The sequence below is a fragment of the Anaerospora sp. genome, assembly GCF_032013335.1.
Classification (GTDB): domain Bacteria; phylum Bacillota; class Negativicutes; order Sporomusales; family DSM-15969; genus Anaerospora.
The window spans coordinates 1-26,027 of the sequence record NZ_DALZUO010000040.1 but is presented as its reverse complement, the minus strand read 5'-3'; the positions used below and the strand labels follow the sequence as shown (position 1 = coordinate 26,027).

General features: G+C 43.2%; 20 protein-coding genes and 7 tRNA genes. 21 read left to right on the top strand and 6 right to left on the bottom strand.

All coding sequences use genetic code 11. The annotated features are described in order from the left end of the window. Positions 1-784: hypothetical protein (locus RTR76_RS19950; protein ID WP_312524279.1), on the top strand; the 784-nt coding region annotated here is incomplete at its 5' end. A gap of 475 nt (positions 785-1,259) precedes the next feature. Beyond that, positions 1,260-2,534, top strand: a complete 1,275-nt coding sequence (locus tag RTR76_RS19945) for a hypothetical protein (protein ID WP_312524277.1) — start codon at positions 1,260-1,262, stop codon at positions 2,532-2,534. A 176-nt stretch (positions 2,535-2,710) separates the two neighbouring features. Here RTR76_RS19945 and RTR76_RS19940 read toward each other — a convergent pair whose 3' ends face one another. From RTR76_RS19940 to RTR76_RS19930, 3 genes are all read right to left on the bottom strand, one after another. Then, positions 2,711-2,944, bottom strand: a complete 234-nt coding sequence (locus RTR76_RS19940; RefSeq protein ID WP_312524275.1) for a hypothetical protein — start codon at positions 2,942-2,944, stop codon at positions 2,711-2,713. A 487-nt stretch (positions 2,945-3,431) separates the two neighbouring features. Then, entirely contained in the window at positions 3,432-4,832 is a 1,401-nt protein-coding gene (locus RTR76_RS19935; protein ID WP_312524273.1) for an FAD-binding oxidoreductase, read from the bottom strand. Between the two features lie 21 nt (positions 4,833-4,853). Continuing rightward, the gene (locus RTR76_RS19930; protein ID WP_312524271.1) at positions 4,854-6,257 is read right to left on the bottom strand and encodes a DASS family sodium-coupled anion symporter; all 1,404 of its coding nucleotides are present in this window, start codon (positions 6,255-6,257) and stop codon (positions 4,854-4,856) included. 428 nt (positions 6,258-6,685) lie between these two features. On the opposite strand from RTR76_RS19930, the gene RTR76_RS19925 reads away from it, so the two are divergent. The 15 genes from RTR76_RS19925 to RTR76_RS19855 all read left to right on the top strand — a co-directional run bounded on the left by RTR76_RS19925 (position 6,686) and on the right by RTR76_RS19855 (position 21,764). Continuing rightward, entirely contained in the window at positions 6,686-7,039 is a 354-nt protein-coding gene (locus tag RTR76_RS19925; RefSeq protein WP_312524270.1) for a hypothetical protein, read from the top strand. A gap of 392 nt (positions 7,040-7,431) precedes the next feature. Then, positions 7,432-8,571: an ATP-binding protein gene (locus tag RTR76_RS19920; protein WP_312524269.1), complete on the top strand. Its 1,140-nt coding sequence runs from the start codon at positions 7,432-7,434 to the stop codon at positions 8,569-8,571. 72 nt (positions 8,572-8,643) lie between these two features. Continuing rightward, positions 8,644-9,855, top strand: a complete 1,212-nt coding sequence (locus RTR76_RS19915) for a L,D-transpeptidase family protein (RefSeq protein WP_312524268.1) — start codon at positions 8,644-8,646, stop codon at positions 9,853-9,855. A gap of 194 nt (positions 9,856-10,049) precedes the next feature. Then, a complete protein-coding gene (gene polA, locus RTR76_RS19910) occupies positions 10,050-12,680 on the top strand; it encodes a DNA polymerase I (RefSeq protein ID WP_312524266.1) in 2,631 nt (876 codons plus the stop codon). A gap of 11 nt (positions 12,681-12,691) precedes the next feature. Next, a complete protein-coding gene (gene mutM / locus RTR76_RS19905; protein ID WP_312524264.1) occupies positions 12,692-13,516 on the top strand; it encodes a bifunctional DNA-formamidopyrimidine glycosylase/DNA-(apurinic or apyrimidinic site) lyase in 825 nt (274 codons plus the stop codon). Positions 13,517-13,527: 11 nt separating this feature from the next. Further along, positions 13,528-14,127, top strand: a complete 600-nt coding sequence (gene coaE, locus RTR76_RS19900; protein WP_312524262.1) for a dephospho-CoA kinase — start codon at positions 13,528-13,530, stop codon at positions 14,125-14,127. A gap of 61 nt (positions 14,128-14,188) precedes the next feature. Further along, entirely contained in the window at positions 14,189-14,767 is a 579-nt protein-coding gene (locus RTR76_RS19895) for a lytic transglycosylase domain-containing protein (protein ID WP_396145578.1), read from the top strand. A gap of 17 nt (positions 14,768-14,784) precedes the next feature. After that, positions 14,785-16,419 carry a peptide ABC transporter substrate-binding protein gene (locus RTR76_RS19890; protein ID WP_312524260.1) on the top strand — a complete coding sequence of 545 codons (1,635 nt, stop codon included), beginning with the start codon at positions 14,785-14,787 and terminating at the stop codon, positions 16,417-16,419. Between the two features lie 88 nt (positions 16,420-16,507). Continuing rightward, positions 16,508-16,593: transfer RNA gene (locus RTR76_RS19885), tRNA-Leu, on the top strand. 22 nt (positions 16,594-16,615) lie between these two features. Then, a tRNA-Leu gene (locus RTR76_RS19880) sits at positions 16,616-16,699 on the top strand. A 432-nt stretch (positions 16,700-17,131) separates the two neighbouring features. Next, positions 17,132-18,196: a glutamine-hydrolyzing carbamoyl-phosphate synthase small subunit gene (gene carA / locus RTR76_RS19875; RefSeq protein WP_312524258.1), complete on the top strand. Its 1,065-nt coding sequence runs from the start codon at positions 17,132-17,134 to the stop codon at positions 18,194-18,196. A gap of 1 nt (position 18,197) precedes the next feature. Further along, positions 18,198-21,422 carry a carbamoyl-phosphate synthase large subunit gene (gene carB, locus RTR76_RS19870; RefSeq protein ID WP_312524255.1) on the top strand — a complete coding sequence of 1,075 codons (3,225 nt, stop codon included), beginning with the start codon at positions 18,198-18,200 and terminating at the stop codon, positions 21,420-21,422. Positions 21,423-21,532: 110 nt separating this feature from the next. Continuing rightward, a tRNA-Asp gene (locus tag RTR76_RS19865) sits at positions 21,533-21,609 on the top strand. Between the two features lie 3 nt (positions 21,610-21,612). Continuing rightward, positions 21,613-21,687, top strand: a tRNA-Gly gene (locus tag RTR76_RS19860). Position 21,688: 1 nt separating this feature from the next. Then, positions 21,689-21,764: transfer RNA gene (locus RTR76_RS19855), tRNA-Trp, on the top strand. 47 nt (positions 21,765-21,811) lie between these two features. Here RTR76_RS19855 and RTR76_RS19850 read toward each other — a convergent pair. The 3 genes from RTR76_RS19850 to RTR76_RS19840 are packed head-to-tail and all read right to left on the bottom strand — an operon-like array spanning position 21,812 to position 24,485. After that, positions 21,812-22,609: an ABC transporter ATP-binding protein gene (locus tag RTR76_RS19850; protein ID WP_312524252.1), complete on the bottom strand. Its 798-nt coding sequence runs from the start codon at positions 22,607-22,609 to the stop codon at positions 21,812-21,814. 9 nt (positions 22,610-22,618) lie between these two features. Continuing rightward, positions 22,619-23,395: an ABC transporter permease gene (locus RTR76_RS19845; protein WP_312524250.1), complete on the bottom strand. Its 777-nt coding sequence runs from the start codon at positions 23,393-23,395 to the stop codon at positions 22,619-22,621. A 1-nt stretch (position 23,396) separates the two neighbouring features. Then, positions 23,397-24,485, bottom strand: a complete 1,089-nt coding sequence (locus RTR76_RS19840; RefSeq protein WP_312524248.1) for an ABC transporter substrate-binding protein — start codon at positions 24,483-24,485, stop codon at positions 23,397-23,399. Between the two features lie 119 nt (positions 24,486-24,604). Between RTR76_RS19840 and RTR76_RS19835 the strand changes: the two genes are divergently transcribed. From RTR76_RS19835 to RTR76_RS19820, 4 genes are all read left to right on the top strand, one after another. Beyond that, positions 24,605-25,270, top strand: a complete 666-nt coding sequence (locus RTR76_RS19835) for a hypothetical protein (protein WP_312524246.1) — start codon at positions 24,605-24,607, stop codon at positions 25,268-25,270. A 33-nt stretch (positions 25,271-25,303) separates the two neighbouring features. Then, positions 25,304-25,663 (top strand): response regulator, encoded by a 360-nt coding sequence (locus tag RTR76_RS19830; RefSeq protein WP_396145573.1) that lies wholly within the window; start codon positions 25,304-25,306, stop codon positions 25,661-25,663. Between the two features lie 148 nt (positions 25,664-25,811). Continuing rightward, a tRNA-Asp gene (locus RTR76_RS19825) sits at positions 25,812-25,888 on the top strand. A gap of 4 nt (positions 25,889-25,892) precedes the next feature. After that, positions 25,893-25,968: transfer RNA gene (locus RTR76_RS19820), tRNA-Phe, on the top strand. Positions 25,969-26,027 lie beyond the last annotated feature (59 nt).

The window sequence follows — 26,027 nt, the reverse complement described above, 5'->3', positions numbered from 1 at the left end:
AACAGGAGTCACGGGTGGAACAGGAGCAACGGGAGTCACGGGTGGAACAGGTGCAACGGGAGCCACGGGTGGAACAGGTGCAACGGGAGCCACAGGTGAAACAGGAGCAACGGGAGTCACAGGTGAAACAGGAGCAACGGGAGTCACAGGTGAAACAGGAGTCACGGGTGGAACAGGAGCAACGGGAGTCACGGGTGGAACAGGTGCAACGGGAGCCACAGGTGCAACGGGAGCAACGGGAGCAACGGGAGCCACAGGAGCCACGGGAGCTACAGGAGCCACGGGAGCTACAGGAGCCACAGGAGTAACAGGTGCAACAGGGCCTGATGTTATACAGCAAGCATGGGCTACTATAGCTGTTAACCCGCAGACGGTAGAACCGGGAGCTAATGTTGCTAGTCTTATAATTAATCAAACAACTGTTTCGGGGTATACAAGTGGAAGCATAGAAATCAATCCATTAACGGGGGTTTTTACAATCTTGGATGGTGGGGTATATTATTTTGAGTTTACTTTAAATTTAGCACCTTTTACAGGCACAGCACTTTTTACGATACAGGGGGCAAATCCGAGTTTTAATGGTGTTCTCGGCGGAAACCAAACAGGCGGACAATATAAAAACTCATGCGTTGTATTAGTTCCTGACGGGTTTACTTTTAGTATTGTAAACAGAAGCTCTCATTCTTATGAGCTTGTCAATGGTATAAATGATGCTGGAACTACAAGTCCTTTTTCGGCTGGAAGAATAAATGTATTTAGATTTGCGGATAGGGCGCTTGCATAACTAACACATTAAGGTGAACTAGCATTTAAAGTAATAAGAAGTTAACTGCCTTGGCATTCTGTGCAATTAGAAGGATGGGTAAACGGTGAAATGTAGTTTAATGATAAAAAATGAAGCAACTTATTGTTAACAACGTTGCTACCCCCCGAAGTAATTGAGCTACTAAACTGCATCAGACAAAATATTAATGATCTGATCAAGCGGGGAAAAAACTGAATCCAATTGAGAAATGGGATAGGGATAAACTGTTCTTAAAATCTGATATACTGGCGCGTTTAGAGCAGCCTGAGTAGGGCTGCTCTATTTTTTTACTTTTCGGATTTTTAAAGCGCCACCTTACCTTAATTGGTAGGGTGGTATTTTCATTTTTTTGCTAACACCCAAATTGATGGATTACATATACTGAAACATATGTTTTGCGACCGGGCTATTTACTTAGTCCCTGTGTTGCTTTAAAAAACGGGGAGAGAAATGAATGCCAGCGTTATCGATATATCTTGAACGTCGTTTAGAGGGAGCGATAGCTCCAAACGCTAATGTTTTATTCGATACTTTAGTTAGGAGCAGTGGGGCTATTGGTTATGATGCCGTTACAGGAGTCATAACAATTAACCAAACGGGGAAATTCTTAGTGAATTGGTTTGTTGGTTCCCAGTCGGCACCAGGTACATATGGCATTGCTTTTTCCGTTATGACGTCACAAGGTGATAATTTTCGAGGAGAGTCACCTGTTAAACTGGGTGAAGTAGTGGGATTTGCGGTTATTCAGGTTGATGCTGCTCCGATAACATTACATTTAGTTAGCCAAATTCCGAGTATTGCATGGTATTCACAACTTGCAGAAATTAAGGCTGCGCTTTTATTAACAGAGGTACTTGAGGAGGAGACCGGAGTCACAGGAAACACAGGAGCTACAGGAGATGCCGGAGTAACAGGGGCCACGGGCGAAACAGGAGAAACAGGAGTCACGGGTGCAACAGGAGCAACGGGAGCCACAGGAGCAACGGGAGTCACAAGTGCAACAGGCGCTACTGGAGTTACAGGAGCCATAGGTGTAACGGGAGCCACAGGTACCACGGGTGCAACAGGAGCCACGGGAGCCACAGGTGAAACAGGAGCAACGGGAGCCACAGGAGCCACGGGAGCCACAGGTGAAACAGGAGCAACGGGAGCCACAGGAGTAACAGGTGCCACGGGTGGAACAGGAGCCACAGGAGCCACAGGAGCAACGGGAGCCACAGGTGAAACAGGAGCAACGGGTGGAACAGGAGCTACTGGAGCCACCGGGCCTGATTTTATACAACAAGCATGGGCTACAATAGCCGTTAATCCACAGACAGTAGAACCGGGAGCTAGTGTTGGTAATCTTACAATTTCACAATTTGCTATTGCCAATTATTCTGGTTTGGAAATAGATGCTGCAACAGGCGTTTTTACATTTGTGTATCCAGGCATATACTATGCTGAAGGTATTTTTAATTTGGCAACTTCAACAGGCACGGCAGTATTTACAATTCAACGGACAACTCCGGTGAATTTTGCAGCTTCTGTCGGCGCAAATCAAACAGGCGGACAATATAAAAACTCATTTGTTGGGTTAGTACCTGCAGGGTGGGCTTTCTCTTTTATAAATAGTAGCGCTGAACCACGTCAACTTATTAATGCTACAAATGATGCCGGAACTACAATTCCTTTTTCAGCTGGAAGAATAAATATATTTAGAGTTGCGGATGGATCTCTGATCGTATAGGGGCCGGGGGATAGTCGCTTATTTTGAAATTACTTTAATCTATATCTCTTACATAAGTAGGTAGAGAAAAACTGAAAAACACCGCTCTACCTTAATTGGCAGGGCGGTGCGTCCTTATTCATTACATAATATATTTTAGCGCTATTTTTCCCATTTACGCAAATTGATGGTGCCAATTAATGCCTTGTCACCTTGGTTTGAGCATCTAATAAAATGTGGTCAGAATTTTTGTAGCGGCTATTTGAACGATAGTTTCCTTTTTGGAGGCAGGATTCGCAAATATAGCAGAAAATTTTTTGGCGAATGCTATCAATCGTTGCACCTGTATTGTTAGCAAAAGTCATCTGCAAAGTAAAGATATCTGCGCAATGAGGATGATTACAAATTGAACATTGAATGATTTCTTTCATAGTATGATCCTTTCAATTTGTGTTTTTTTTTAGTGTATCATGTAGGGAAGAAAAGAGTGTAAAATCTTAATAAATATTTATAAATAGAAATAGAATTCAGTCTTGCTTCACAGTATGTAACTGTTTTCTTGCATATAATATGTTAACAGTGAAAGCTGAAACCTATTTAAAAGGTGATAAATAGCTGAAGTTTTAAATTTTTTTGCAAGTCAAAACTAATTTAATCATTAGGTGTAACCAATGCCTCAGTGGCGGCATACGCTATAGCAGGATATAACTATTACATATCCAGCAGAGGAGGAATATCAAATGGGTTTTGGTGGCTTCGGTAATAATAATGGTGGATGCGGGATTATCATCATCATTATCATACTCTTACTGTTTTTCTGCTTTAACGACGACGGCTCTGAGTGCTGCTAATTTAGTTTTGAGCGTCAAAATAGTCGAGGCCTCCCTAATTGGGGAGGCCTCGACTATTTCTATGTCCTTATATATCAAAGATTTTACCAGGATTAAGAATTTGGTTAGGATCAAGAGCAAGCTTTATTGCGCGCATCATTTCCAGCTCGGCGGGCTGCGTATATTCCTGCATTAGCTGTTTGCGTTTATAACCGATACCATGTTCGCCGGAAAGCTTACCGCCAAGGCGGTAAACGATTGCATACAATTCAGTTTGCAGTGCGGAAAGCAGCTCATCCCATTGGGCATCAGGCATAGTTCCTTTGAGGATGTTGAGATGAATATTGCCGTCGCCTGCATGGCTTGCTGTGCGGGTTATGAGCTGATATTTTTGGCTCAAAACGGCAATTTCCTGCATCATTTCAGGAATTTTATCAATCGGAACGACAATATCTTCTTTGCCCATCACCAGGCTCTCATGGCGAACTGCTTCGGAAAAGGCTTTTCGAGCCCGCCATATTTTTTGCGGATCGGCTACCAGGATGTGAAGTGCTCCATTGGCATTGCATAATTCATCAAGTAAAATGGCTTTGTCATCAAGGGCATCTTCGTTATCTGCTTCAGCCTGAATAATGACGTAATGACCGGTATCGCTGCTCGGCAATTTCTCATTTAAGAACCGCTCAACCATTTTGATTGTTTCATTATCCATAAACTCGATACAACTTGGTGTTACTCCGGCTTTAATCACTTTGCCGACGATACCGATGGCGGATTCAATATCGGGGAAGATGGCCAGCAGGTCAATTACATGTTGGGGAAGAGGCATCAGTTTTAAGGTGATCTTAGTAATAATGCCCAAAGTACCTTCTGATCCCATGATAAGCTGCTCAAGACAATAACCGGTAGTGTTTTTGTTAAGACGTCCGCCAAGTTCAACGATTTTCCCCAGCGGAGTTACGACTTCAATACTGTATACCTGATGGCGGGTTGTACCATATTTGACAGCTTTATTGCCGCCGGCATTAGTAGCTACATTTCCGCCGATAAAGCAGCTGTCGCCGCTGCAAGGATCTCCTGCATAGAACAGTCCGTGTTCTCTTGCTGCTTTTTGCACATCATCAGTACGAACGCCCGGTTCGACGACCATATAGAGATTATCGACATTGATTTCAAGGATATTGTTCATGTTTTCCAGACTGATCACAATACCGCCATAAATAGGAACAGCTCCGCAAGCTAAGCCCGTTCCTGCACCCCGGGGAACAACCGGTATTAGTTCCTCATTCGCTAATTTTATAATTTCTGCAATTTGCTCTGTTGTTTCAGGAAGAACGACTACTTCCGGCAAGTGATGATAGCGTTGATCGGTTACTTCATCATGTGAGTAAACTTCCAGTCTTTCTTTATCAATAAATACATTTTTTTCACTTACCAGGGATTGTAACTGTTCAATGATTAAAGGTGTGACAGCATGATAGGTTTGCATAGATATTCCTCCAGTATAAGGTTATTGTACCAGACCTAGCCACTTCCAATAGGTTAATACTGTTATGCTCATGAAAACTGCTGCCAACAAGCTCATAACGGCACCAGTCTTCATTAACTCACCGGGAGTAATATGGTTAGTGCCCATTGCTACGGCATTTGGCATGTTACTCACAGGCAGCAGATATTGATGCTGCATATTCATACCTAATATGAGTGCGAAAACCAGGGGGTCTGCACCAATCGTAACTGCGTGGGCGATGACGATCGGTGTTAAGGCAGTTGTTTTTGGCCCGCCGCCAGTGAAAAATACCTGTAAGCCAGTAGCAAGCCAAATTAATATTATCATTTGGGCTGCATGCCCCATGAAGGCAATTGGAGATAAAAGTGTTCCTGCCAGCCATTTTGCAGCTCCTGAACTTACAAGAGCGGTTCCCATCGATAAGCCTGCTCCATAAAGAATAAACACGTTCCAGGGAACTTTTTGCTGCGCTTCCTTCCAAGTCATAATGCCTGTACCTGGCCATAAAAGCAGGATTACAGCCAGCATTCCAATGATAACAACATTGACTTTATGTAATGAATCAGTGGCCCAGAGAACGAGTGTTATTGAAAAGACGAATAACGTGTACAGTTCCTGCTTGCTCAGTTTGCCGAGAGCGGCAAGTTCCTGTTGAACAAACTCCTGACCTTTGCCAAGATTGTTAATTTCGGGCGGCCACATTAACCGTATGACATAAACGGATATAAAGGCCAGTACAAAAGCGGGGGGAGCTCCGATGCGCAGCCAGTCTGACCAGGATATTGTTTTTTGCGTGGCAGCCTGAATAAGGCCTGCGGTAATGGGGTTGCCTACGTGTGCGGTAAGAATACCGATACTCATCATAGTGCCACTCATAGCTACGATAAATAAGAGCGCTTTCATGATATTACTCTGACCCTGGCGGGCATCAAAGGCCTGGCCAATGCCTAAAATAATAGGCAGCATAAGCAGTGTACGGGCTGTGATAGAGGGCACTAAAAAGCTCATTACTGCCATAACCAGAGCAACAGCCCAGTAAACCCTGACAGCCGAACCGCCTGCTGAATTTACCAGAAATAAAGCAATGCGTTTAGAAAGGCCTGATTTTTCCATGCAGCCGGCCATGATGAAACCAATGACAATTAACCATAAAGCTGTGTTGGAATAACCGCTAAAAGCTCCAGTGATGTCGGTAGCTTTCATTGAGGCGAGTAAGAAAACAATGATAAGTCCGCTTAAGGCATCATCTACTGCTTGTGTAACCCAGATAATAATTGCGAAAACAGCAATGGACAGTGACGCTTTTGCAGCCGGCTTAAGGCCAGCCATTTCAGGGGTGAACCAAGTAATGAACGCGAGGCAGGCAAATGCTAGAAAAAGACTACCCCACTTTTTCTCAACCATGTCGTATCACTCCTTTTTTACTGAGTTGATTCTGTAATTCAAATTTATTCCAGATAGACAATGGTCTTACCTGCTAATAATGAATAAATAAAAATAAAAAAGCTCTCCTTTACAGAGAGCTTTTTTGTGATCAGGTAGGTACGGAATTCTTGCAAGGCATATTTTTTTTCTGATCTTTTTGATCTTTTACAGCCACGTCAGAACTTTTTGTTTTATCTTCTTTTGCGCCAGAGCGATCTTTAGCCATAATATCACCTCCTGTGATTAGTCTTCCCTTTCGTACGGCTTGTAATGAACGAAAATCAAAAGCATATTTATCCTGCAGGAAACCAGTATAATATTCTTCTCGCAAGATTTTGATATTCGTATAAGAGCTACGTACGCGGGTATAATGGTAGAGTATACGTAATCCGACAGGAGGGATATTAATGAGAATGAGCAGAGTGCCGGTGGAGCGCGTTTACATTGGACGCATACCATTCGCTGGTAATCATTACGAGTTCACTGTTGATTGTGGTGCTGTGTATTTTGATGTTGTTTATGATGATGAAGGAACATTGCTTCAGATTAAACAGTATTTTTACAGCGAAGCTGATGCAGAAGAGGCAATAGAAGAAACGGTTGGAGAAGATGAATTATTGAGCGTTGATTGCAGGGACTTTCCTGCGAAGGCCTATTTATTAACAAAAGAAGAGCAGGGTAACGAATGGCTGCGGTTTCATGCGATCGTACCGGATGAGATCGACCCGGATTACTTCTATCAAAAATATCTTGGCGAATAAAAACACTACCAAACAGGCCGCTGCATAGCGGTCTTATTTATTAATTAAATGCAATAAAATGGTAAAAAAAGGAAAAGAAGACAAAGAAGGCAATCATTATGTGATTGATAATATTTTTTTAATGTAAATATATGGAAAAGATAATTTATTTTGTCGAATTACCTTATTGCTTATTCAATCAAAGAATGCGAGGTTTCCTAGTATTGCTCATATCTTCTAATAAAAAGTAATAGAGAACGGAAAAATTCGACATTTATCCTGCTGTTTAAGCAGTATTGTGTCAGTTTTTTACGATTTTTAATTGGTCTATTTTTGCAGGAAATACAATTATTTACAAGAATGTTATCTATCACCTTACTTCAGAGGGATTGGAAAAAAGGGGATGAAAGACTATGTACTCTGCTGAGGCTGTAAATAACAAAGTGATTTATTTGAGCCGTGAAGAAGAGGATAGAGAGTATTTCGAAACTGCAAAAAACGGTATCGTATTTGTTGATAGTACAATGAAATTAAAAAATCTTAACCGGGAAGCAGAAAAAATATGTGGAATAGAGCGTAACAAAGCAATTGGCAAGCCTGCAGAAGTAGCTTTTCGGCACCTGGGTGAGAAGTTTTTGCGTATTTTTACTATCTCTGAATATGATGATATTTATACAACAACATTAAAAGTCCGTGTTAAGGAACAATATATTTATGTACATGTTGATACTCTTAAGCTGCGGGATGCAAGTGGCAGCATTAGCGGTATTATTGTAATCATACAGGATCTGTCTGCTATTCGGGCTGCAATAAAGCAAATACAGACAACGCAAATGCTTATGTCGTTAGGAGAACTGGCGGCAGGTGTAGCTCATCATGTAAGAACGCCGTTGACTACGATCAGCGGATATTTGCAGGTGATGCTTAACCGGTTGGAAGATAACCAGTACACGGTACGCCGTGATGTGGTGGAAACATTACTTGATGAAGTTTCCTATATTAATAATGTTGTCAAAGAACTCGTATTATTTGCAAAGCCGCAAATCAGCAAAGAACCCTTTGTGAACTTAAACCGTGTTGTGGAAGAGGCGCTGCTGTTAACCTTTAAAGAATTAGGCGGTGAAAAAGTAGCTATTGATAAGCAGCTTGTTGCCAATTTGCCGACAATTATGGCAGATGGTAATAATCTGAAGCAAGCATTGGTGAACATTATGCAAAATGCAATGGAAGCTATGGTTGATGAAGGAACCTTAACGGTGAGAACCTGGCTGCATGCAGAGTTGAATATGCTGGTAGTGGCCATTGCTGATACGGGGGTTGGGATTGGCCAAGAAATACTCCCCCGGGCCTTTGAACCTTTTTATACAACAAAGCTGGATCGTATGGGACTTGGTTTACCGATTGCTCATCGAATTGTTTCTGAACACGGAGGATTTATTAATATCAGTGCAGATGAAGTAAAAGGGACTAAGGTTCATGTATATCTGCCGATCAATGATGACCGCATTCGCCGGCTTACAGTAGTTCATCAGCAGATTCTTAATCTGCAATAAAACACAGTCATAGTACTAAGCATCCCTTCATATTAGTTTAGTGTTGCTAAACTAGTCAAAGAAGGGATGTTTGTGTTTTATGTGCGCTTAGTAATAATTGCCTTTTGTGTACTTGTTTTGTCCGCTTTTCCTGGTTATGCCAGTCGCAACCCCGATTTGCTCTCTCCGGCTGTTGTCATTAACTTGCCAAGCAGAACATTGGAACTTTATTCGGGAAATACACTTGTTAAGACATATCCAGTTGCTATCGGCAAGTTCTCTACGCCAACGCCCCAGGGGACTTTCTTTATCACCAGCAAAGAGATCGATCCTGCCTGGTATCCTCCTAAGGGCGGCAAGATTGTTCAGTCCGGTCCTGATAATCCTTTGGGGTACCGGTGGATGGAGTTTTTTCCTCTGTATGGCATACATGGTACGAACGCACCGTGGGCGATTGGCGAGGTCGTATCCAATGGCTGTGTACGCATGCAGGAGGAAGATGTAGAGGAATTATTTGAGATTATTCCTTGCGGGACCCCCGTCTATGTTACCTATGAACGAATAAAGGTGCGCGTTGACGAACAAGCGGTGTCGATCGGTATTTATCCGGATGTATATGATCACGGCGGTATTTCAGTAGAAGAAGTGAAACAAAAATTAGCTGCTCATAATTTGCAGGGGTTAGTTACGGATGCTTACATCAAAGAGCTAATTAGGGAAGAGGCTGATCAGCAAGTAATCATTGCCCAGTTTTCTAGGTTAAAAGTGAATGATAAAATGCTGGCGGAACATGCTATTATTCAGGGAGATACCAACTATATACCAGTGTGGGCGATTGCAAAAATTGCTAAAATGAATGTAATATGGAATGAGCAGACGGGGACTGTTAAAGCAGGTGCTGTGGAAGTGCCAGCTGAGGTAAAAGGCAATATTATCTATGTCACTACCCAAAATCTGCAAATCCTTTTTGGCGGTCAAGTACTAGTAAAAGCGGATGAAAAAGTGATAGAATATAATATATACAGTCTGATGGTTAATAACAAATCGATTACAGGTGAGGCTAAAATGACGGGTGAAGTATTAGCAGTTCCTGTTTTATCTGTTATCGAGTCACTAGGTTACAGGGGTGTGTGGGATAATGCCGGTAAAGCTCTTTTCATTCAAGGCAGGCAAATTCCCGTCATAATGATTGGTAATCAGCCTTATTTGCCAATTACACAGATCTATGAATACTTACGGGCTTATGTATTTTTGAATCAGCAAACGTATACTATAGAACTTACCTATCCTTTTACACCGCAATAGAAAGGGAGTTTATATTCCTTTCTATTTTTTTACATATGGCTGTTGATATCTGCCTGATTAAAGAGGATTTTTACAACAACCTGCCAATATATACAGTTTGGTATAGGTTGACACATTCGTTAAGCTTGACAAGCTGCAGAGTACGCAGCGCCAAAATACGAATATTTTTGACAGATAAATAGGATGGTGAGCATATGTCTGATAAATTTGTCATTGTTGACGGCAGTAGCCTGGTCCATCGGGCCTTTTATGCATTACCTCTTCTCAGTACTGCCAGTGGGCAATACACGAATGCCGTGTATGGTTTTACGACCATGCTGCTCAAACTGATTGAAGATGTAAAGCCGGATAGTATTGCCGTAGCTTTTGATAAGGGTAGAATTACTTTTCGTAATGAGCAGTACAAGGAATATAAAGCGCAGCGTAAGCCCACTCCTAAAGAATTATCGGAGCAGTTCTCTTTGGTGAAGGACGTGCTTTCCTGTTTAGGAATTGCTATGCTTGAAAAAGCCGGGTTTGAGGGCGATGATATCATTGGTACTCTTGCAGTCCAGGCAGAAAAGCGGGGCTGCGAAGTTGTCATTGTAACCGGAGACCGGGATGCGTTGCAGTTAATTACAGATCAAACAAAAGTACTGTTAACTAAAAAAGGCATTTCCGAAATGGATTTAATGGATGCCGGTGCCGTAGAAGCAAAATATGGTGTAACACCTAGACAAATCATTGATTTAAAGGGATTAATGGGTGACACTTCGGATAATATACCTGGTGTGCCTGGTATTGGCGAGAAGACTGCCACTAAGCTGATCAGTGAGTTTGGCTGCGTAGAAACCTTGTTAGCCAATCTTGATAAAGTTTCCGGAAAAAAGCTGCAGGAAAATCTTCGTAATAATGTGGAAGCCGCTATTATTTCTAAAAAATTAGCGACTATTCAGTGCGATGTGCCAATGGACGACTTGCCGGATAGTTTTATTATGCAGCCACAAGTGGACAAGCTTTATGAACTGTTTATCCGCCTGGAGTTTAAGAGCCTTGCGGCAAGAATTATGCTGCTATTTTCGGACAATCCTGTTGAACAAATTGACAAACGGACAGAGCTGCAACTGCCAACTATTGACATTATAGTAAAAGGGTATGAAGTGATGGATATCCTCTGCAAAGCCCGGACAGCGGATGTTATTGCGGTTTACCCTTTGCTTGCGGGCCATATTCCGGCTACTGAAATAAAGGGGATGGCAATCTCTTTTGGTGACGAAGGCTACTATATTGATGGTACCGCCGAGCATTGGGACGAAGTGCTGGGACTGCTGGCTGATGAGTCCGTACGCAAGATAACTCATGATGCCAAAAAAATTTTAAATGCCTGCAATTCGTTGGGAATCGCAGCCAAGAGTATTGAATTTGACACATTGCTTGCGGGGTACTTAATGGAACCTACTGCAAGTGAATATACATTGCCTTCGTTAGCTGCTAGGTATGGTGAGCAACAGGTAGACTGGACAGAGAAGAAGCACGGACATTCCCCGGAATATATCTATTGGGCTGCACAGGCAATTAATGAGCTATATCAACCAATGACAGAACGCTTGCAAGGGGCCGGTCTGGATATCCTGTATAGAGAAATTGAGCTGCCCTTAATTAAGGTGCTTGCTGCAATGGAGTCAACAGGTATTCGCGTTGACCGTCAAGCTCTGCGAAATATGGCGATTGAAATTAGCGAAAGAATTGGCTTGCTGCTCACCGAGATTTACCGTTTGGCGGAAGAAGAATTTAATGTAAATTCAACGAAGCAATTAGGTAGTATTCTCTTTGAAAAGCTCAAGCTGCCGGCTGCTAAAAAGACAAAAACAGGGTATTCGACAGATGCGGAAGTATTGGAAGGTTTGGCAGGGCAGCATGAAATTATCGATAAGCTGCTGGAATACCGTGTGCTTACAAAACTCAAATCTACGTATCTTGATGGTATGGATGTACTTATCAATAATAAGACAGACCGTATTTACACAACCTTTAATCAGACGGTTACCGCAACGGGCCGACTTAGCAGCTCTGACCCTAATCTGCAGAATATACCGATTCGCACGGATATTGGCAGACGCATCCGTGAGCTATTCGTTCCCGGTGAAGGCTATGATTGTATTATGTCAGCCGACTATTCGCAAATTGAATTGCGCATTTTGGCTCATATCTCTGGTGATCCTGGTTTGCAGGACGCATTTGTCACTGGCCAGGATATTCATACTCGTACCGCTTCAGAAGTCTTTGGTATACCGCTTGCTGAAGTAACCGGAGAAATGCGTTCCCGGGCGAAGGCTGTGAATTTTGGAATTGTCTATGGTATTAGTGATTATGGTCTGTCACGTGATATTGGTGTTACCCGTAAAGAAGCAGGGCAGTATATTGATAATTATTTTGACCGCTATAAAGGCGTAAAGACTTTTATGGATGAGGTAATCGCCAGTGCCCGGACTACCGGTTACGTGACAACACTGTTTGGCAGGCGGCGGTTTTTACCCGATATTAACAGCAGAAATTTTAACCTACGCTCTTTTGCCGAACGGACAGCCATGAATACGCCTATTCAAGGAACTGCTGCAGACGTGATAAAGAAAGCCATGATTGATGTTTCCCAGGCTCTTCAGGAGAAACAGCTATCCAGCAGGCTTTTGCTTCAGGTTCATGATGAATTGGTCCTTGAAGTAAAGGCGGAAGAAGTGGAAGTGGTGGGAAATATGATTAAACAAGCAATGGAGAAGGCTGTTTCGCTTAATGTGCCTTTGATCGCTGATATTAAGACTGGACCTAACTGGGCCAAAGCAAAATAAGGGAGGAAGCTATGCCTGAATTGCCGGAAGTAGAGATTATTAGGCGTTCGTTAGTTGACAAATTGGAAGGGCGTCGAATTCATGGTGTAGAGATCTTGTTGCCCCGCCTGATTAAATGGCCATCAGCTTATGAATTTCAAGCTTTGGTGACAGGTAAAACCATTCAAAAGCTTGAAAGAAAAGGCAAATATTTGATTCTGCAGTTAGATGACAGCATGATGCTGGTTATTCATCTGCGTATGACCGGCCGGTTATATTTTGTTGATAATGAAGAAAAGACCGATCGGTTTACACACATCATTTTTGATTTGGGCGAGGGCTGTAAGCTGCTTTATGCAGATACACGAACATTAGGGACGTTGTATGCAATGCCTGCAAGTGAATTATGGCGCATTGCCGGATTAGCGGGTATGGGACCGGAACCTCTTACTGCCGAGTTCAGCCTGGCTTATTTCAGAGGATTAGTTCATGCCAGAAAAGGGAGAATTAAGGCGCTGCTGCTTAACCAAAAGCTGATTGGCGGTTTAGGCAATATATATGTTGATGAAGCGATGGCTATCGCGAGGATTGATCCGGACCGTCTAGCCTGCTCCTTAAATGATCAAGAGGCTGGCCGGTTATATGAAGCGATTAATCAGGTCATTGAAGACGGTATTAATCATGGCGGCACTACTTTTCGGGATTACCGTGATGGTACCGGTAAAAGTGGCAGTCATCAGAATTATTTAGCTGTTTATGGTCGCAAAGGACAACCATGCAAGCGGTGTGGGACACCTATTGAACGCAAAGAAGTAGCTGGCAGAGGTACGCATTATTGCCCGAATTGTCAGCGTTAACGGAGGTTAATGTGTATACAATTGGGTTAACTGGAGGTATTTCCAGTGGAAAAAGCACAGTTAGTGCTATGCTTGAACAATTGGGAGCAGCTATTATTGATACAGATATAATAGCACGCAAGATTGTTGAACCCGGACAGCCTGCATGGCAGGAGATTGTTGCCGCCTTCGGAACAAGCTGTCTTTTCCCGGATGGTCATATTAACCGAAAGCTGCTTGGTGAAATTATTTTTACCGATGATCATAAACGGCGGGTTTTAGATAAAATCACTCACCCCCATATTCAAAATACTGCTAGGCAAGCTTTGCAAGCTGCAGCTCAACAGGGGATAAAAACAGCGGTTCTTGATGCACCACTGCTGATTGAAGTTGGCTGGCAGCACATGGTGCAAGCGGTTTGGGTTGTGTATGTTGATGAAGAAACGCAGATTGAGCGGCTAATGAGACGGGATCGCTTAGATCGAAGTCAGGCCTTGGCCCGTATTCATTCTCAAATGAGTTTGCGTGAAAAGCTTCTCTTTGCTACCGTTGTTATTGATAACAGCGGTAATTTGGAGGCGACCCAAAAGCAGGTATTTGCCGCCTGGCAGTGCCTTGCAGCGAATCAATGAAAGAACATCATATTTTTTGAGATTATACATAGGCTGTAAAAGAGTACAGTACATAGATGGAGTGATCATATTGCGCAGAAAAGCCTGGCTGAAAGTTTGGCTCGTTGTTATGATACTTTTGGCGGTTGGCAGTTACGCAGTTTATTGGACTGACTGGTTTCAGAAAAAATTTGTATATCCTTTGCCCTATCAGGATTTGGTGTATCAATATGCATTAGAAAATAATATTAGCCCCTATCTTGTTGCAGGAGTTATTCTTGCAGAAAGCAAATTTAACCCTAAAGCAAAATCTCCTAAGGGAGCTACCGGTCTCATGCAAATTATGCCTGAAACAGGCCAATGGATTGTCAGCCAAATAGAGAATGAATATGAGCAAGTCGGCGATTTAACAGATCCAGAAACTAATATTCAATTAGGAACTTGGTACTTGACTTCTCTTAGAAAAGAGTTTTCCAGTAATGAAGTGCTGATGCTGGCTGCCTATAATGGAGGCAGGGGCAACGTAAAACAATGGATGAATAAATATGGCTGGACGATGCAATTTGACGAAATTCAGCAAATTCCGTTTCGGGAGACGCGTGAGTACGTAGGTAAGGTGCTGCACAATAAGCAGCGCTATGAAGAGTTATATGGCCGCTAAGTAAAGGGGTTGATTTTTTGCAGAAGAAAGCGGTTCTTTTATTGATTTGTTTAGTGCTTACTGCTGCTATTGTTACCGGGTGTAGTAAAAAGAGTGATCCTTCGCAAACTCAGCCGGCTAAACAATTGCAGCGGGGAGGCCAGTTGACTTATGGAACCTTACAGGAGCCCAATACACTCAATCCTTTATTATCTGACTTGATGGCAACAGCGGAGGTTGGCAGACTTGTATTCAGTGGTTTAATTACCAGCGATGACAAAGGACAATGGATGCCTGATCTTGCTGCAGAAGTGCCTACACTTCAGAATGGGGGCGTTAGTGCTGACGGCCTGACGGTTACTTATAAGCTGCGGTCAGGGGTTACCTGGCATGATGGGATACCGTTTTCGGCAGAGGATGTAAGATTTACCTGGAATGTAATTATGAATGGCCAGAATAAGGTTGTATCTCAGGAGGGATATAACTTTATTACAGCAATAGAGATACCGGACAGTCAAACTGTTATTGTGCGTTTCAAGGAATACTATGCACCTTATTTGACGCTATTTTCGACTATTCTTCCCAAGCATAAATTAGAAGGAACCCCGGACCTTAATAAGGATTCTTTTAATCGTATGCCTATAGGGACGGGGCCTTTTAAATTCAAAGAGTGGAGAATTGCTGAGAGTATAACCTTTGAAGCAAATGGTGCTTATTTTCAAGGTCGACCTGCTCTTGATACGATTCTTTATAAGATCATTCCGGATACGAATATTTTGCTTACTCAATTAAAATCCGGCGATATTGATCTTGTTACAAATATCGTTCCTGCTCAGTTGGAGCAATTTAAGGCGATTGCCAATGTGAAAACCATGATTACTCCCAGTATGGTTTGGGAGCATTTGGATTTTAACTTGGATAATACTCTGTTTCAAGACGTTCGGGTGCGACAGGCCATTCAGCTGGGCATTGACAGGCAGGCGCTGGTAGCTGCATCACTTCGCAATGTAGCAAGTGTGGCTTTAACCGATCAACCGCCGTTTTCCTGGGCGTATAACGGGAATGTAAAATCGATCGGCCGTGATGTAAATGCCGCCAAAGAACTCTTATCACAAGCCGGATGGCTGCCTGGTATTGATGGCATTTGCGCAAAAGACGGACGCAAATTAACGTTTACACTTGTTACAACAAATGGCAATAAAATGCGTGAAGCAGTGGCACAGCAGCTTGCACAGCAATTGAAGGATATCGGGATATTGCTGCAGGTGCAATATGTAGATGTTCCCGGTTTCTTTGCCGATGTGCTTAAAAATCGCCGTTTTGAAGCAGCTATGTATGCCTGGGTGGCAGGCATTGACCCTGAAAATAGCCGGTTATGGCATTCGAAATATATTCCCGGGCGGGCAAATGGCTTTGACGGACAAAATTACAGCGGCTGGCGTAATCCTGAGATGGATAAATTGACGGAACAGGGTAGAATGACGGTGGATATGGAACAACGCAAGCAGATTTATTACCGTATGCAAGAAGTAATCGTCCAGGAAGTTCCCGTTATCCCGCTTTATTACCGGGCGACAATTGATGTTGTGAAAAACAATATCGCCAATTATCGACCGAATCCTACGCCGGCAGGAAACTTCTGGAATGCTTGGCAATGGGGATTTATAAAATAGATAACTAATCATTTTATGTAAAAAGGTCTTGACGCAATAAAAGTGTTATGGTAATATAACAATGTCGCTGATGGCGATAATGTGTAATGCGGTCGTGGCGGAACGGCAGACGCGCTAGTCTCAGGAACTAGTGGGAGCAATCTCGTGGTGGTTCAAATCCACTCGACCGCACCATATCCTTTATACCCCTCACCATGCGGTTGTGGCGGAACGGCAGACGCACCATCTTGAGGGGGTGGCGGAGAGATCCGTGTGAGTTCAAATCTCACCAACCGCACCAAAAATGAAAGTAAAGCTTACAAACAAAGTGTTTGTAAGCTTTTTTTATTTTGCAAATGAGAGTAACGTCCAGTACCTTGTCAGCTCTAATCCGGTGAATGCTGGCGGCCAATTTTCCGCAACCCTTCGTTGTCGTCAGTCAACATACATCCGGTATGCCTCCTTCCTCCGCCTCGGTTTGCGAAAAATAGCCTCACCACTATCCTATCGTTTTAAAGCTGAGAAGGTACTAGCTTTTTGCTTGACAAAGGCAGACTTAATTTGATAGTATATATATAAATAAAACATGCATAAAAATTAAATAATTTCACCAGATATGCAGAACTCTTTATTGACGAATGGTGGTTTATAAAAAGATTCCTTGCTATTTGGCAAGGAGTTTATTATTTCTTCTAATGTATTTTATTAATAATTATTCAAAGGTGGAGTTGCTATGAAGGGGAAATTGGTCCTGGAAGATGGAAGCTGCTTTTACGGACAAATGATTGCCGGTGAGTTTACCACTGGTGAAGTCGTTTTTAATACAGGGATGACTGGTTATCAAGAGATACTTACTGATCCGTCTTATTGCGGGCAGATTGTTACAATGACATATCCGTTAATTGGCAATTATGGTGTTAACGCAAGCTTTGATCAATCGCGAAAGCCTTTTGTAAAAGGTTATATTGTGAGCGAACTGTGTGATAAACCAAGTAACTGGCAGTCAGAAGATTCGTTAGTTAACTACTTGAAAAAGAATAAAATCTCCTGCCTTTATGATGTAGATACCCGTGCTATTGCCAAACGAATTCGTTCGGCCGGTACGATGCGTGGCTGGATTGTTCCTGAGGATATTGATGAGCTGGCGCTGAAACAGGTAATGGAAGTCCCATTGGATAATCAGCAGGTTAAAGAAGTTACTACAGAACGTGTATACAAAATGCCGAATACGGGATACAAGGTTGTCGTTATGGATTTCGGTATTAAGCAGAATATCCTGGATTCTTTGCATAAAACAGGTTGTGAATGTATTGTGGTTCCGGCACAAACAGATGCAGCTGCGATACTGTCTTATGAGCCGGATGGAATTTTCTTATCAAATGGCCCTGGCGATCCTCAGGATGCCCAATATGCAATTGAAACAATAACAAAATTAATTACACAAAAGCCTATTTTTGGAATTTGTCTTGGTCATCAGCTGTTAGCGTTGGCGATGGGAGCGCAAACCTATAAACTCAAATTTGGCCATCGTGGCTCGAATCATCCGGTGAAAGATTTGGAATCAGGACGTGTGTATATTACCTCTCAAAATCATGGCTATGCTGTCGATGAGGCTTCGATCAGTAATTTGGATGTTACTGTTACTCACCGGGCCGTTAATGACGGTACAATAGAAGGATTCAAGCATAACAGTTTGCCCGTATTTTCTGTCCAATATCATCCGGAAGCAGCACCGGGACCAGATGATAGTGCGTATTTATTTACTGAATTCATTTCGCTGATGGCGAAGGAGGACTGACATGCCGAGAAAACAACATTTACATAAAGTAATGGTTATAGGGTCGGGGCCGATTATCATTGGTCAGGCCGCTGAATTTGATTATGCCGGTACTCAGGCTTGCCAGGCTCTGAAGGAAGAAGGGCTGGAAGTCATTCTTGTTAACAGCAATCCGGCAACGATTATGACTGATGCTAATATTGCAGATCGTGTGTATATTCAACCGCTTACGCCGGAAGTTGTAGAAGAAATAATTGCAAAAGAAAGGCCTGACGGCTTACTCCCAACACTAGGAGGCCAGGTAGGGCTTAATCTTGCGGTTAAGGTGGCGGAACTGGGGATATTGGCTAAATATCAGGTAGAGCTTTTGGGAACTCCGCTGGAAGCAATTAAGAAGGCTGAGGACCGGGAGCTGTTTAAGGCTACGATGGAGCAAATTGGTCAGCCGGTACCAGAAAGTGCAATTATTGAACATTTTGATGAGGCGCTTGAATTTGCGCATAGAATTGGTTACCCGCTGATTGTCAGACCGGCCTATACTTTGGGGGGGACTGGCGGCGGTATTGTTACAGATGATGTTGAACTCGAAGAGATTGTTGCCAAGGGCTTAAAACACAGTTTGATTCATCAAGTGTTGTTGGAGCGCAGTGTAGCGGGCTGGAAAGAAATCGAATACGAAGTTATGCGTGACCGGGCCAATAATTGCATTACCGTGTGTAATATGGAGAACTTTGATCCTGTAGGGATTCATACCGGTGATAGTATTGTTGTGGCTCCTTCGCAAACGCTTACCGATCACGAATATCAAATGCTCAGGACGGCTTCTTTAACCATTATCCGGTCCCTTGGAATTGAGGGTGGCTGTAATGTACAGTATGCACTTGATCCCTATAGCCGCCGCTATTATGTTATTGAGGTCAATCCACGGGTCAGTCGCTCCAGTGCACTAGCTTCCAAAGCTACCGGTTATCCTATTGCAAAAGTAGCGACTAAAATTGCGATTGGCTATCATTTGGATGAAATTAAAAATGCCGTTACACAGAAGACAATGGCTTGCTTTGAACCGGCATTGGATTATCTTGTTGTTAAATTCCCCCGATGGCCTTTTGATAAATTTGCCCATGCTGATCGCATATTGGGAACACAGATGAAAGCAACCGGCGAAGTAATGGCAATTGACCGTTCTTTCGAAAGTGCACTATTAAAAGCGGTACGTTCTCTGGAAATTGGTGTGCACAGCTTGCAGTTAGCTACGACAACTGAATTATCGCCACAGGAGATTCGCCATAAATTACGTATTGCCAATGATGAACGGTTGTTTGTGATAGCTGAAGGTATGCGGTGGGGAATAAGTATTGAGGAAATTCATGAAAGGACTGGAGTTGACCGGTTCTTCTTAGAGAAAATACACAATATTATTGCTATGGAGCAGCGGTTGTGCCGTGAAATTCTTACTAAAGAGCTGCTGGCTGCAGCGAAAAAAATGGGATTCGCTGACAAAACAATTGCTGAGCTCAGTCGTAATACCCAGCAAGAAATCCGCAGGGATCGTCAGCAATGGCAAATCAGGCCGAATTATAAAATGGTCGATACCTGTGCCGCTGAATTTGAAGCTGTTACTCCTTATTTTTACTCTACGTATGCGCAGGAAGATGAAGTGAATGTCACAGACCGGCAAAAGGTTATGGTACTGGGATCGGGTCCGATTCGAATTGGCCAGGGCGTAGAGTTTGACTATTGCTCGGTCCATTCGGTATGGTCGCTAAGAAAAATGGGACTGGAAACGATTATTGTTAATAATAATCCGGAAACAGTTAGTACTGATTTTGATGTTTCTGATCGGTTGTATTTTGAACCGCTTACACCAGAAGATGTGCTGAATATTATAGAGAAAGAACGGCCTGAAGGTGTAATCGTACAGTTCGGCGGTCAGACTGCAATTAACCTGGCCGGTCCGCTGGCCGAAGCAGGTGTTGCCATTCTAGGGACTTCAGTAGCTGATATTGATCGTGCTGAAAACCGGGAAAAGTTTGACGATTTGCTGGAAAAGCTGGATATACGGCGGCCTGTTGGTGCGAGCGTAACTAATTTTCAGGATGCTCTTAGCAATGCTGAGCAAATCGGTTTTCCCGTGGTGGTTAGACCTTCTTATGTATTAGGCGGCAGAGCCATGGAAATTGTATATAACGCACGTGAGCTGGAAGATTATATGACGAAAGCTGTTAAGGCCTCGCCAGAGCATCCTATTTTAATTGATCATTATATGCAGGGAACGGAGGTTGAGGTCGACGCAATTGCTGATGGACACCGGGTATTTATACCGGGCATTATGGAACACATCGAAAGGGCGGGAGTCCACTCGGGTGACAGCATTGCAGTGTATCCTCCGCGCAATCTTTCAACCGCTGTAATTGAGAAGATTGTGGACTATACGGAACGGTTGGCCCTCGGACTGCATGTAAAGGGACTGATTAATATCCAGTATGTGATTGTGGAGGAAACTGTGTACGTACTGGAAGTAAATCCTCGCTCTAGCCGCAGTGTGCCGTTTTTAAGCAAAGTAACGCATGTCCCTATGGTTGACATTGCCACGCGGATTGCGTTGGGAGCAACTCTGGAAGAAATGGGCTTTCAGTCCGGACTATTGGCTCCAGCTGGATATTGGGCAGTAAAAGCGCCGGTATTTTCCTTTGCAAAAATGCAACAAGTGGATATTGGCTTAGGCCCTGAAATGAAATCAACGGGTGAGGTAATGGGGATTGCGCCGCAGTATGAACAGGCGCTGTATTTAGCCTTAATTGCTGCAGGTATGAGTATTCCGCATAAAGGAACGGTACTATTTGCAATCGCTGATAGAGATAAGCTGGAAGCCGGTAAAATTGCAGCTGGTTATCAGGCATTGGGATATGATTTGGCAGCTACAAACGGTACCGCAGAGTATTTGCAATCACTCGGTCTTATTGTACAAACGATTGATACAAAAACGGCAGGCTCCACTAACCTGCAGGCTGCAATCCGGTCGGGAAATATCAATATGGTAATTAACACAATCACCAGGGGTAAGCATCCGGAAAGAGAAGGCTTTAAATTACGGCGTGCGACGGTGGAATACGGAATTCCCTGCTTGACATCTATGGATACGGCACGTGAAGTGATCAGTATTGCCAGAGATATTCGGAACAATACGATGCCGACTATTTTGGCAATGCAGGATTATGAGAAACAGTTCATGGCTGAGAAATGCTGAGAAAATTATAATTATTTATTGTTAACTAGGAAAAAGCCAGTTGATTTTTTTCTAAACTCATGATATTATTAAATCCCGGTAAGGTATTGTAACTTTGCCGGGATTATTGCGGCCCTGTGGTGTAGCGGTCTAACATGCCGCCCTGTCACGGCGGAGATCGACGGTTCAAATCCGTTCAGGGTCGCCAATTGCGGAAGTAGCTCAGCGGTAGAGCATCGCCTTGCCAAGGCGAGGGTCGCGAGTTCGAATCTCGTTTTCCGCTCCATAGGGGTATAGCTCAATTGGTAGAGTAGCGGTCTCCAAAACCGTTGGTTGAGGGTTCAAGTCCTTCTGCCCCTGCCAGACTACAAAGCCCACGGAAGTTATTCCGTGGGCTTTGTGCATGCTATTTAGCTAAATTCCTGTTCTTTCACCTTTAGTACTTCATCGCGCAAGCTGAACCATACCTGCTGAAATAACTCGTTGTAGCGAAGTGTAGTTCTGAGGGTTGCTATATCGCGCGGGCGAGGCAAGTCAATATTGACGATTGTTTTAATTGTTCCCGGATGAGCGGTCATAATCATAATCCGGTCACTGAGGCAGAGCGCTTCATCAATGCTATGTGTGATGAAAACAGTTGTCTTATAGGTTAATTCCCAGATCTTTAACAGCTCCTGCTGAAGGATAATCCGATTTTGCTCGTCTAGCGCGCCAAAGGGTTCATCCATTAGTAGGATTTCCGGATCGTTTGCAAAGGCGCGGGCAACGCTGACCCGCTGCTTCATGCCGCCTGACAACTGACAGGGATAAGAATTGGCGAATTTAGACAAGCCAATCATTCTGATAAACTTATCGGCAATTTCATTTCGCTTTTTTTTAGGCATGCCTCTCATTCTTAGGCCGTAGGCAACATTGTCTTTAACCGTCATCCAAGGGAAGATGGATTGTTCCTGAAAAACCATTGAATTGACGGGGCGGGTATTGTCATTTGCCTTTAGTTCAAATTCGCCAGATGAAGCTTCTTCAAGGCCGGCGAGAATTCGGAGCAGGGTAGTTTTGCCACAGCCGCTCGGACCTACTATAGAGAAAAATTCGCCATCTTGGATTGATAAATTAATATTTTCTAAGGCCCATACCGGATCAGCTTGCGTTTTAAAGTTTTTACTGATATTTTGGAGTGTGATTTTTACATCACTATTGCTCATCATCAACACCTCCTAGCGGCACTGCTGCTTCCAGGGTAAGACCCAGCGCTCCAGTATATCCAGCACGATGGAAAAAATATATCCAAGGGCCGAAAGTGTCATTAATGCAACAAACATTTGCTCTATGTCGAACATATCGTAGGATCTCCAGATCATCCAGCCGACACCCGCTTTAGCTGCAGATAATTCAGCTGCTACTATGAGAATCAGAGCCATGCCCATGCCCAGTTTAAGCCCAGCGAAAATCATGGGAAGTGCTCCGGGAAAGGCAACGGTGAGATAAAAATCTTTGCGGCTGGCCCCGAAGTTTTTGGCCACATCCAAATATATTTTGTCGATGTTCAGAACACCGGCCATTGTATTAATAACGACTAAGTAAAAGACGCCAATTGCTATAGTAAAGACTTTTGAAGTTTCTCCTAATCCGAAAACCAAGAGAATGAGCGGCATGATGGCAAGTTTGGGGATAGGGTATGTAGCTGCAATCATTGGCTCAATGGCGGAGCGGACGAGTGGTGATAACCCCATGCTCATCCCGATCAGGATGCCTGGAATGGCTCCCGCTAAAAAACCTAATATAACGCGCTGTACGCTGATGGCGGTATTGTATAATAATTCTCCGGAAAAAAGTAAAGGGAAAAAAGTTTGAATGATGAGGCTTGGACTGGAGAATAACCGGATGTCAATGATCTGAAAGCGGGCGAGAAATTCCCAAAGAAGGAGAAGTGTTAAGGGTGACAGGATGGATAAGGTGCGAACGAGCATAGTAGTATTCGTTAACTTTGCCATATTATTGGTACTTACCAAGCGTTTTTATAGCAAAGTCAACATACTTATTGTCTACAGCATCTTCCAACTTTAAGTCGGCTTTAATGAGATTATTCTTTTTATACCAGTCAATATCCAGAGCAATCCCTTTCATACGCACATAGCCATCCGGGTTGAGTCCGGTAGGAAACATTTTCTCATATAGGCCAGGGTCTTTGATGACTGAGTACTTGCAAAGTATGTCAATGATCTCTTGTTTTTTACTGTTTTTAAAAAAGGCGTCATTATAATCCCGCATCGATTTTACATATGCGGTCATGAAACGATTAGCCATTTCGGGGCGATTTGTCATGCTTGTGCCATAGACAAGTAAGGCTGTTTGCGCATCGGGGTCATAGTCGCTAGGGTCTTTCCAGGGATCGATAAATTCCTTGGCAATGCCTTGCGTGATAAAGGGCTCTATTACCATTGCAGCATCAATGCTTTTATTGGACATAGAAACCAACATGTCGGGGAAAGCGCGAATCACTTGCAGGTCAATATCATTAGTTGTGAGGCCGGCTTTTTCCAGTATGCGTACTAACGCAATTTCATCGAGAGAGGCAGTGCCTACAATTGCAATTTTTTTGCCTTTTAAATCTTTGTAATCATTGACTATCCCAGCGAGATCTTTGCGGATAACGAGGCGGTAGTACCCTTTGCCTGCTACATTAATGCCTTTATCAGCTACGATTTTTACAGGAATGTCACGGGACATTGCATTTAAAAGACCGGCAGCTGTAACGGTTGCACCTACATCAAGTTGACCGGCTGCCAGCTGGTTAATCATTTCCTGGCCTGAATTGAATTGTACAGGCTCGATGGTAATGCCTAAATCCTTGTAATAGCCCTTAGCCATTCCGATTAGAATGCCTGCATCCGAGATGACTTGTTTCATACCAACCTTGACCACTGTATCCTGTGGAAGCGGAGTTAATCCAGGTGCCCAGATTGGCCCCGCCTGTTGCGCTTTTGAACTTTGCTGAGTTGTTGTGGTTTGCCCGCAGGCGGTGAGTAATAGCGTTACCATTACTAATACGGCCGTCAGAGCAGGCCAAAAACGTCTTCTCATAAGACATCCTCCTTTGCTCGTTAAAGATTAATGCATAGTATTCAGTTCTGAGAAAAATGGTCACTCAAGGTGAGAGGTTTTTACGAATCTATACAGAATACTTACTAAGTTAGGTGATAATGATGGAAAAAATAGTAACACAATTAAAAGAGTGGTCATTTCTGCAGAATTTAGAACCCGAATTTGCGGGATTTATGTTAACGACAGAATTGATGCAATGTGACAGCCAATACCGGATATTTACTTATCATAGCGCTGCGAAGTACCGTAGTTTTTCTGTTTTATATGATGAAGCGACTAAGGAGTTCTTAGTCCGCGTGGTAGTCGGCTTAACGGAAATGTGTGATATTAGCTTTATTATTGGTGATTTGGCAGGGTTAGAGCAATTGTTGAATCTGCGAATGAAAGAAACAATTCAGCGATTGGCTGCTTTTGATGAAACTACTTTGTGCAGTATTTTTCGTGAAAAGAAGATAACGGATTGGTCTTTTGGTGCTCAATTACCACAGCAGTTAGCTGGGTTTGATTTGTATATAACACCACTTCAACCAGTAAAATCGCTTAATGGTTCTTATATCATCATTGATTATAGTGATTTTTCAGTAGAATCTAATCTTCTGATCTATTATAATATTTATCGTGATGAATTTTTTGGTGAACTGCGTGTTCGTCGAACCCCGCGGGTAATTAGTACTTTTGATACAAAGCAATTGAGTGAATTAGAACAGTGCTTAAAAGAGCACTTAGAGAGAATTTTAACTGAACTGCGGCTGGAGCTCACATAAGGCAATGCAATGTTGGTGCAGGGAGGACTTAGTTTGGCGAAAATACTGATTTGTGATGATTCGGCTTTTATGCGAATGATGTTGCGGAGAGTACTGGAAGAAAATGGCCATGAAGTAGTTGGCGAAGCTGGTGATGGTGAGCAAGCTGTACAGCTGTACAATGAATATAGTCCCGATTTGGTTACGATGGATATTACTATGCCAAAAATGGATGGTATTGAGGCGGTTAGAAATATTCATTCTAACAATTCGTCGGCGCGCATTGTTATGGTTACAGCCATCGGTCAACAATCGATTATTACTGCGGCGATTGAGGCTGGTGCTGCTGACTTTATTGTAAAACCATTTGATCCTGTCCAGGTTATTGCCACTATATCAAAAGTTTTACAATAATTATTTACAAAACTACTTGACAATAACTTTAAAAGCGATATAATAGATCTTGCAGTTGCTGCTGATGCAAGTGCGATGTTGATAAAAGAAAAAAAGGTATTGACATCTTGGAATTAATCGAATATAATAGTATATGCAGTTTGTAAATGGCCCTGTGGTGTAGCGGTCTAACATGCCGCCCTGTCACGGCGGAGATCGACGGTTCAAATCCGTTCAGGGTCGCCATTTTGCCTCGGTAGCTCAGTCGGTAGAGCAGAGGACTGAAAATCCTCGTGTCGGCAGTTCGATTCTGCCCTGAGGCACCATTTCTGCGGAAGTAGCTCAGCGGTAGAGCATCGCCTTGCCAAGGCGAGGGTCGCGAGTT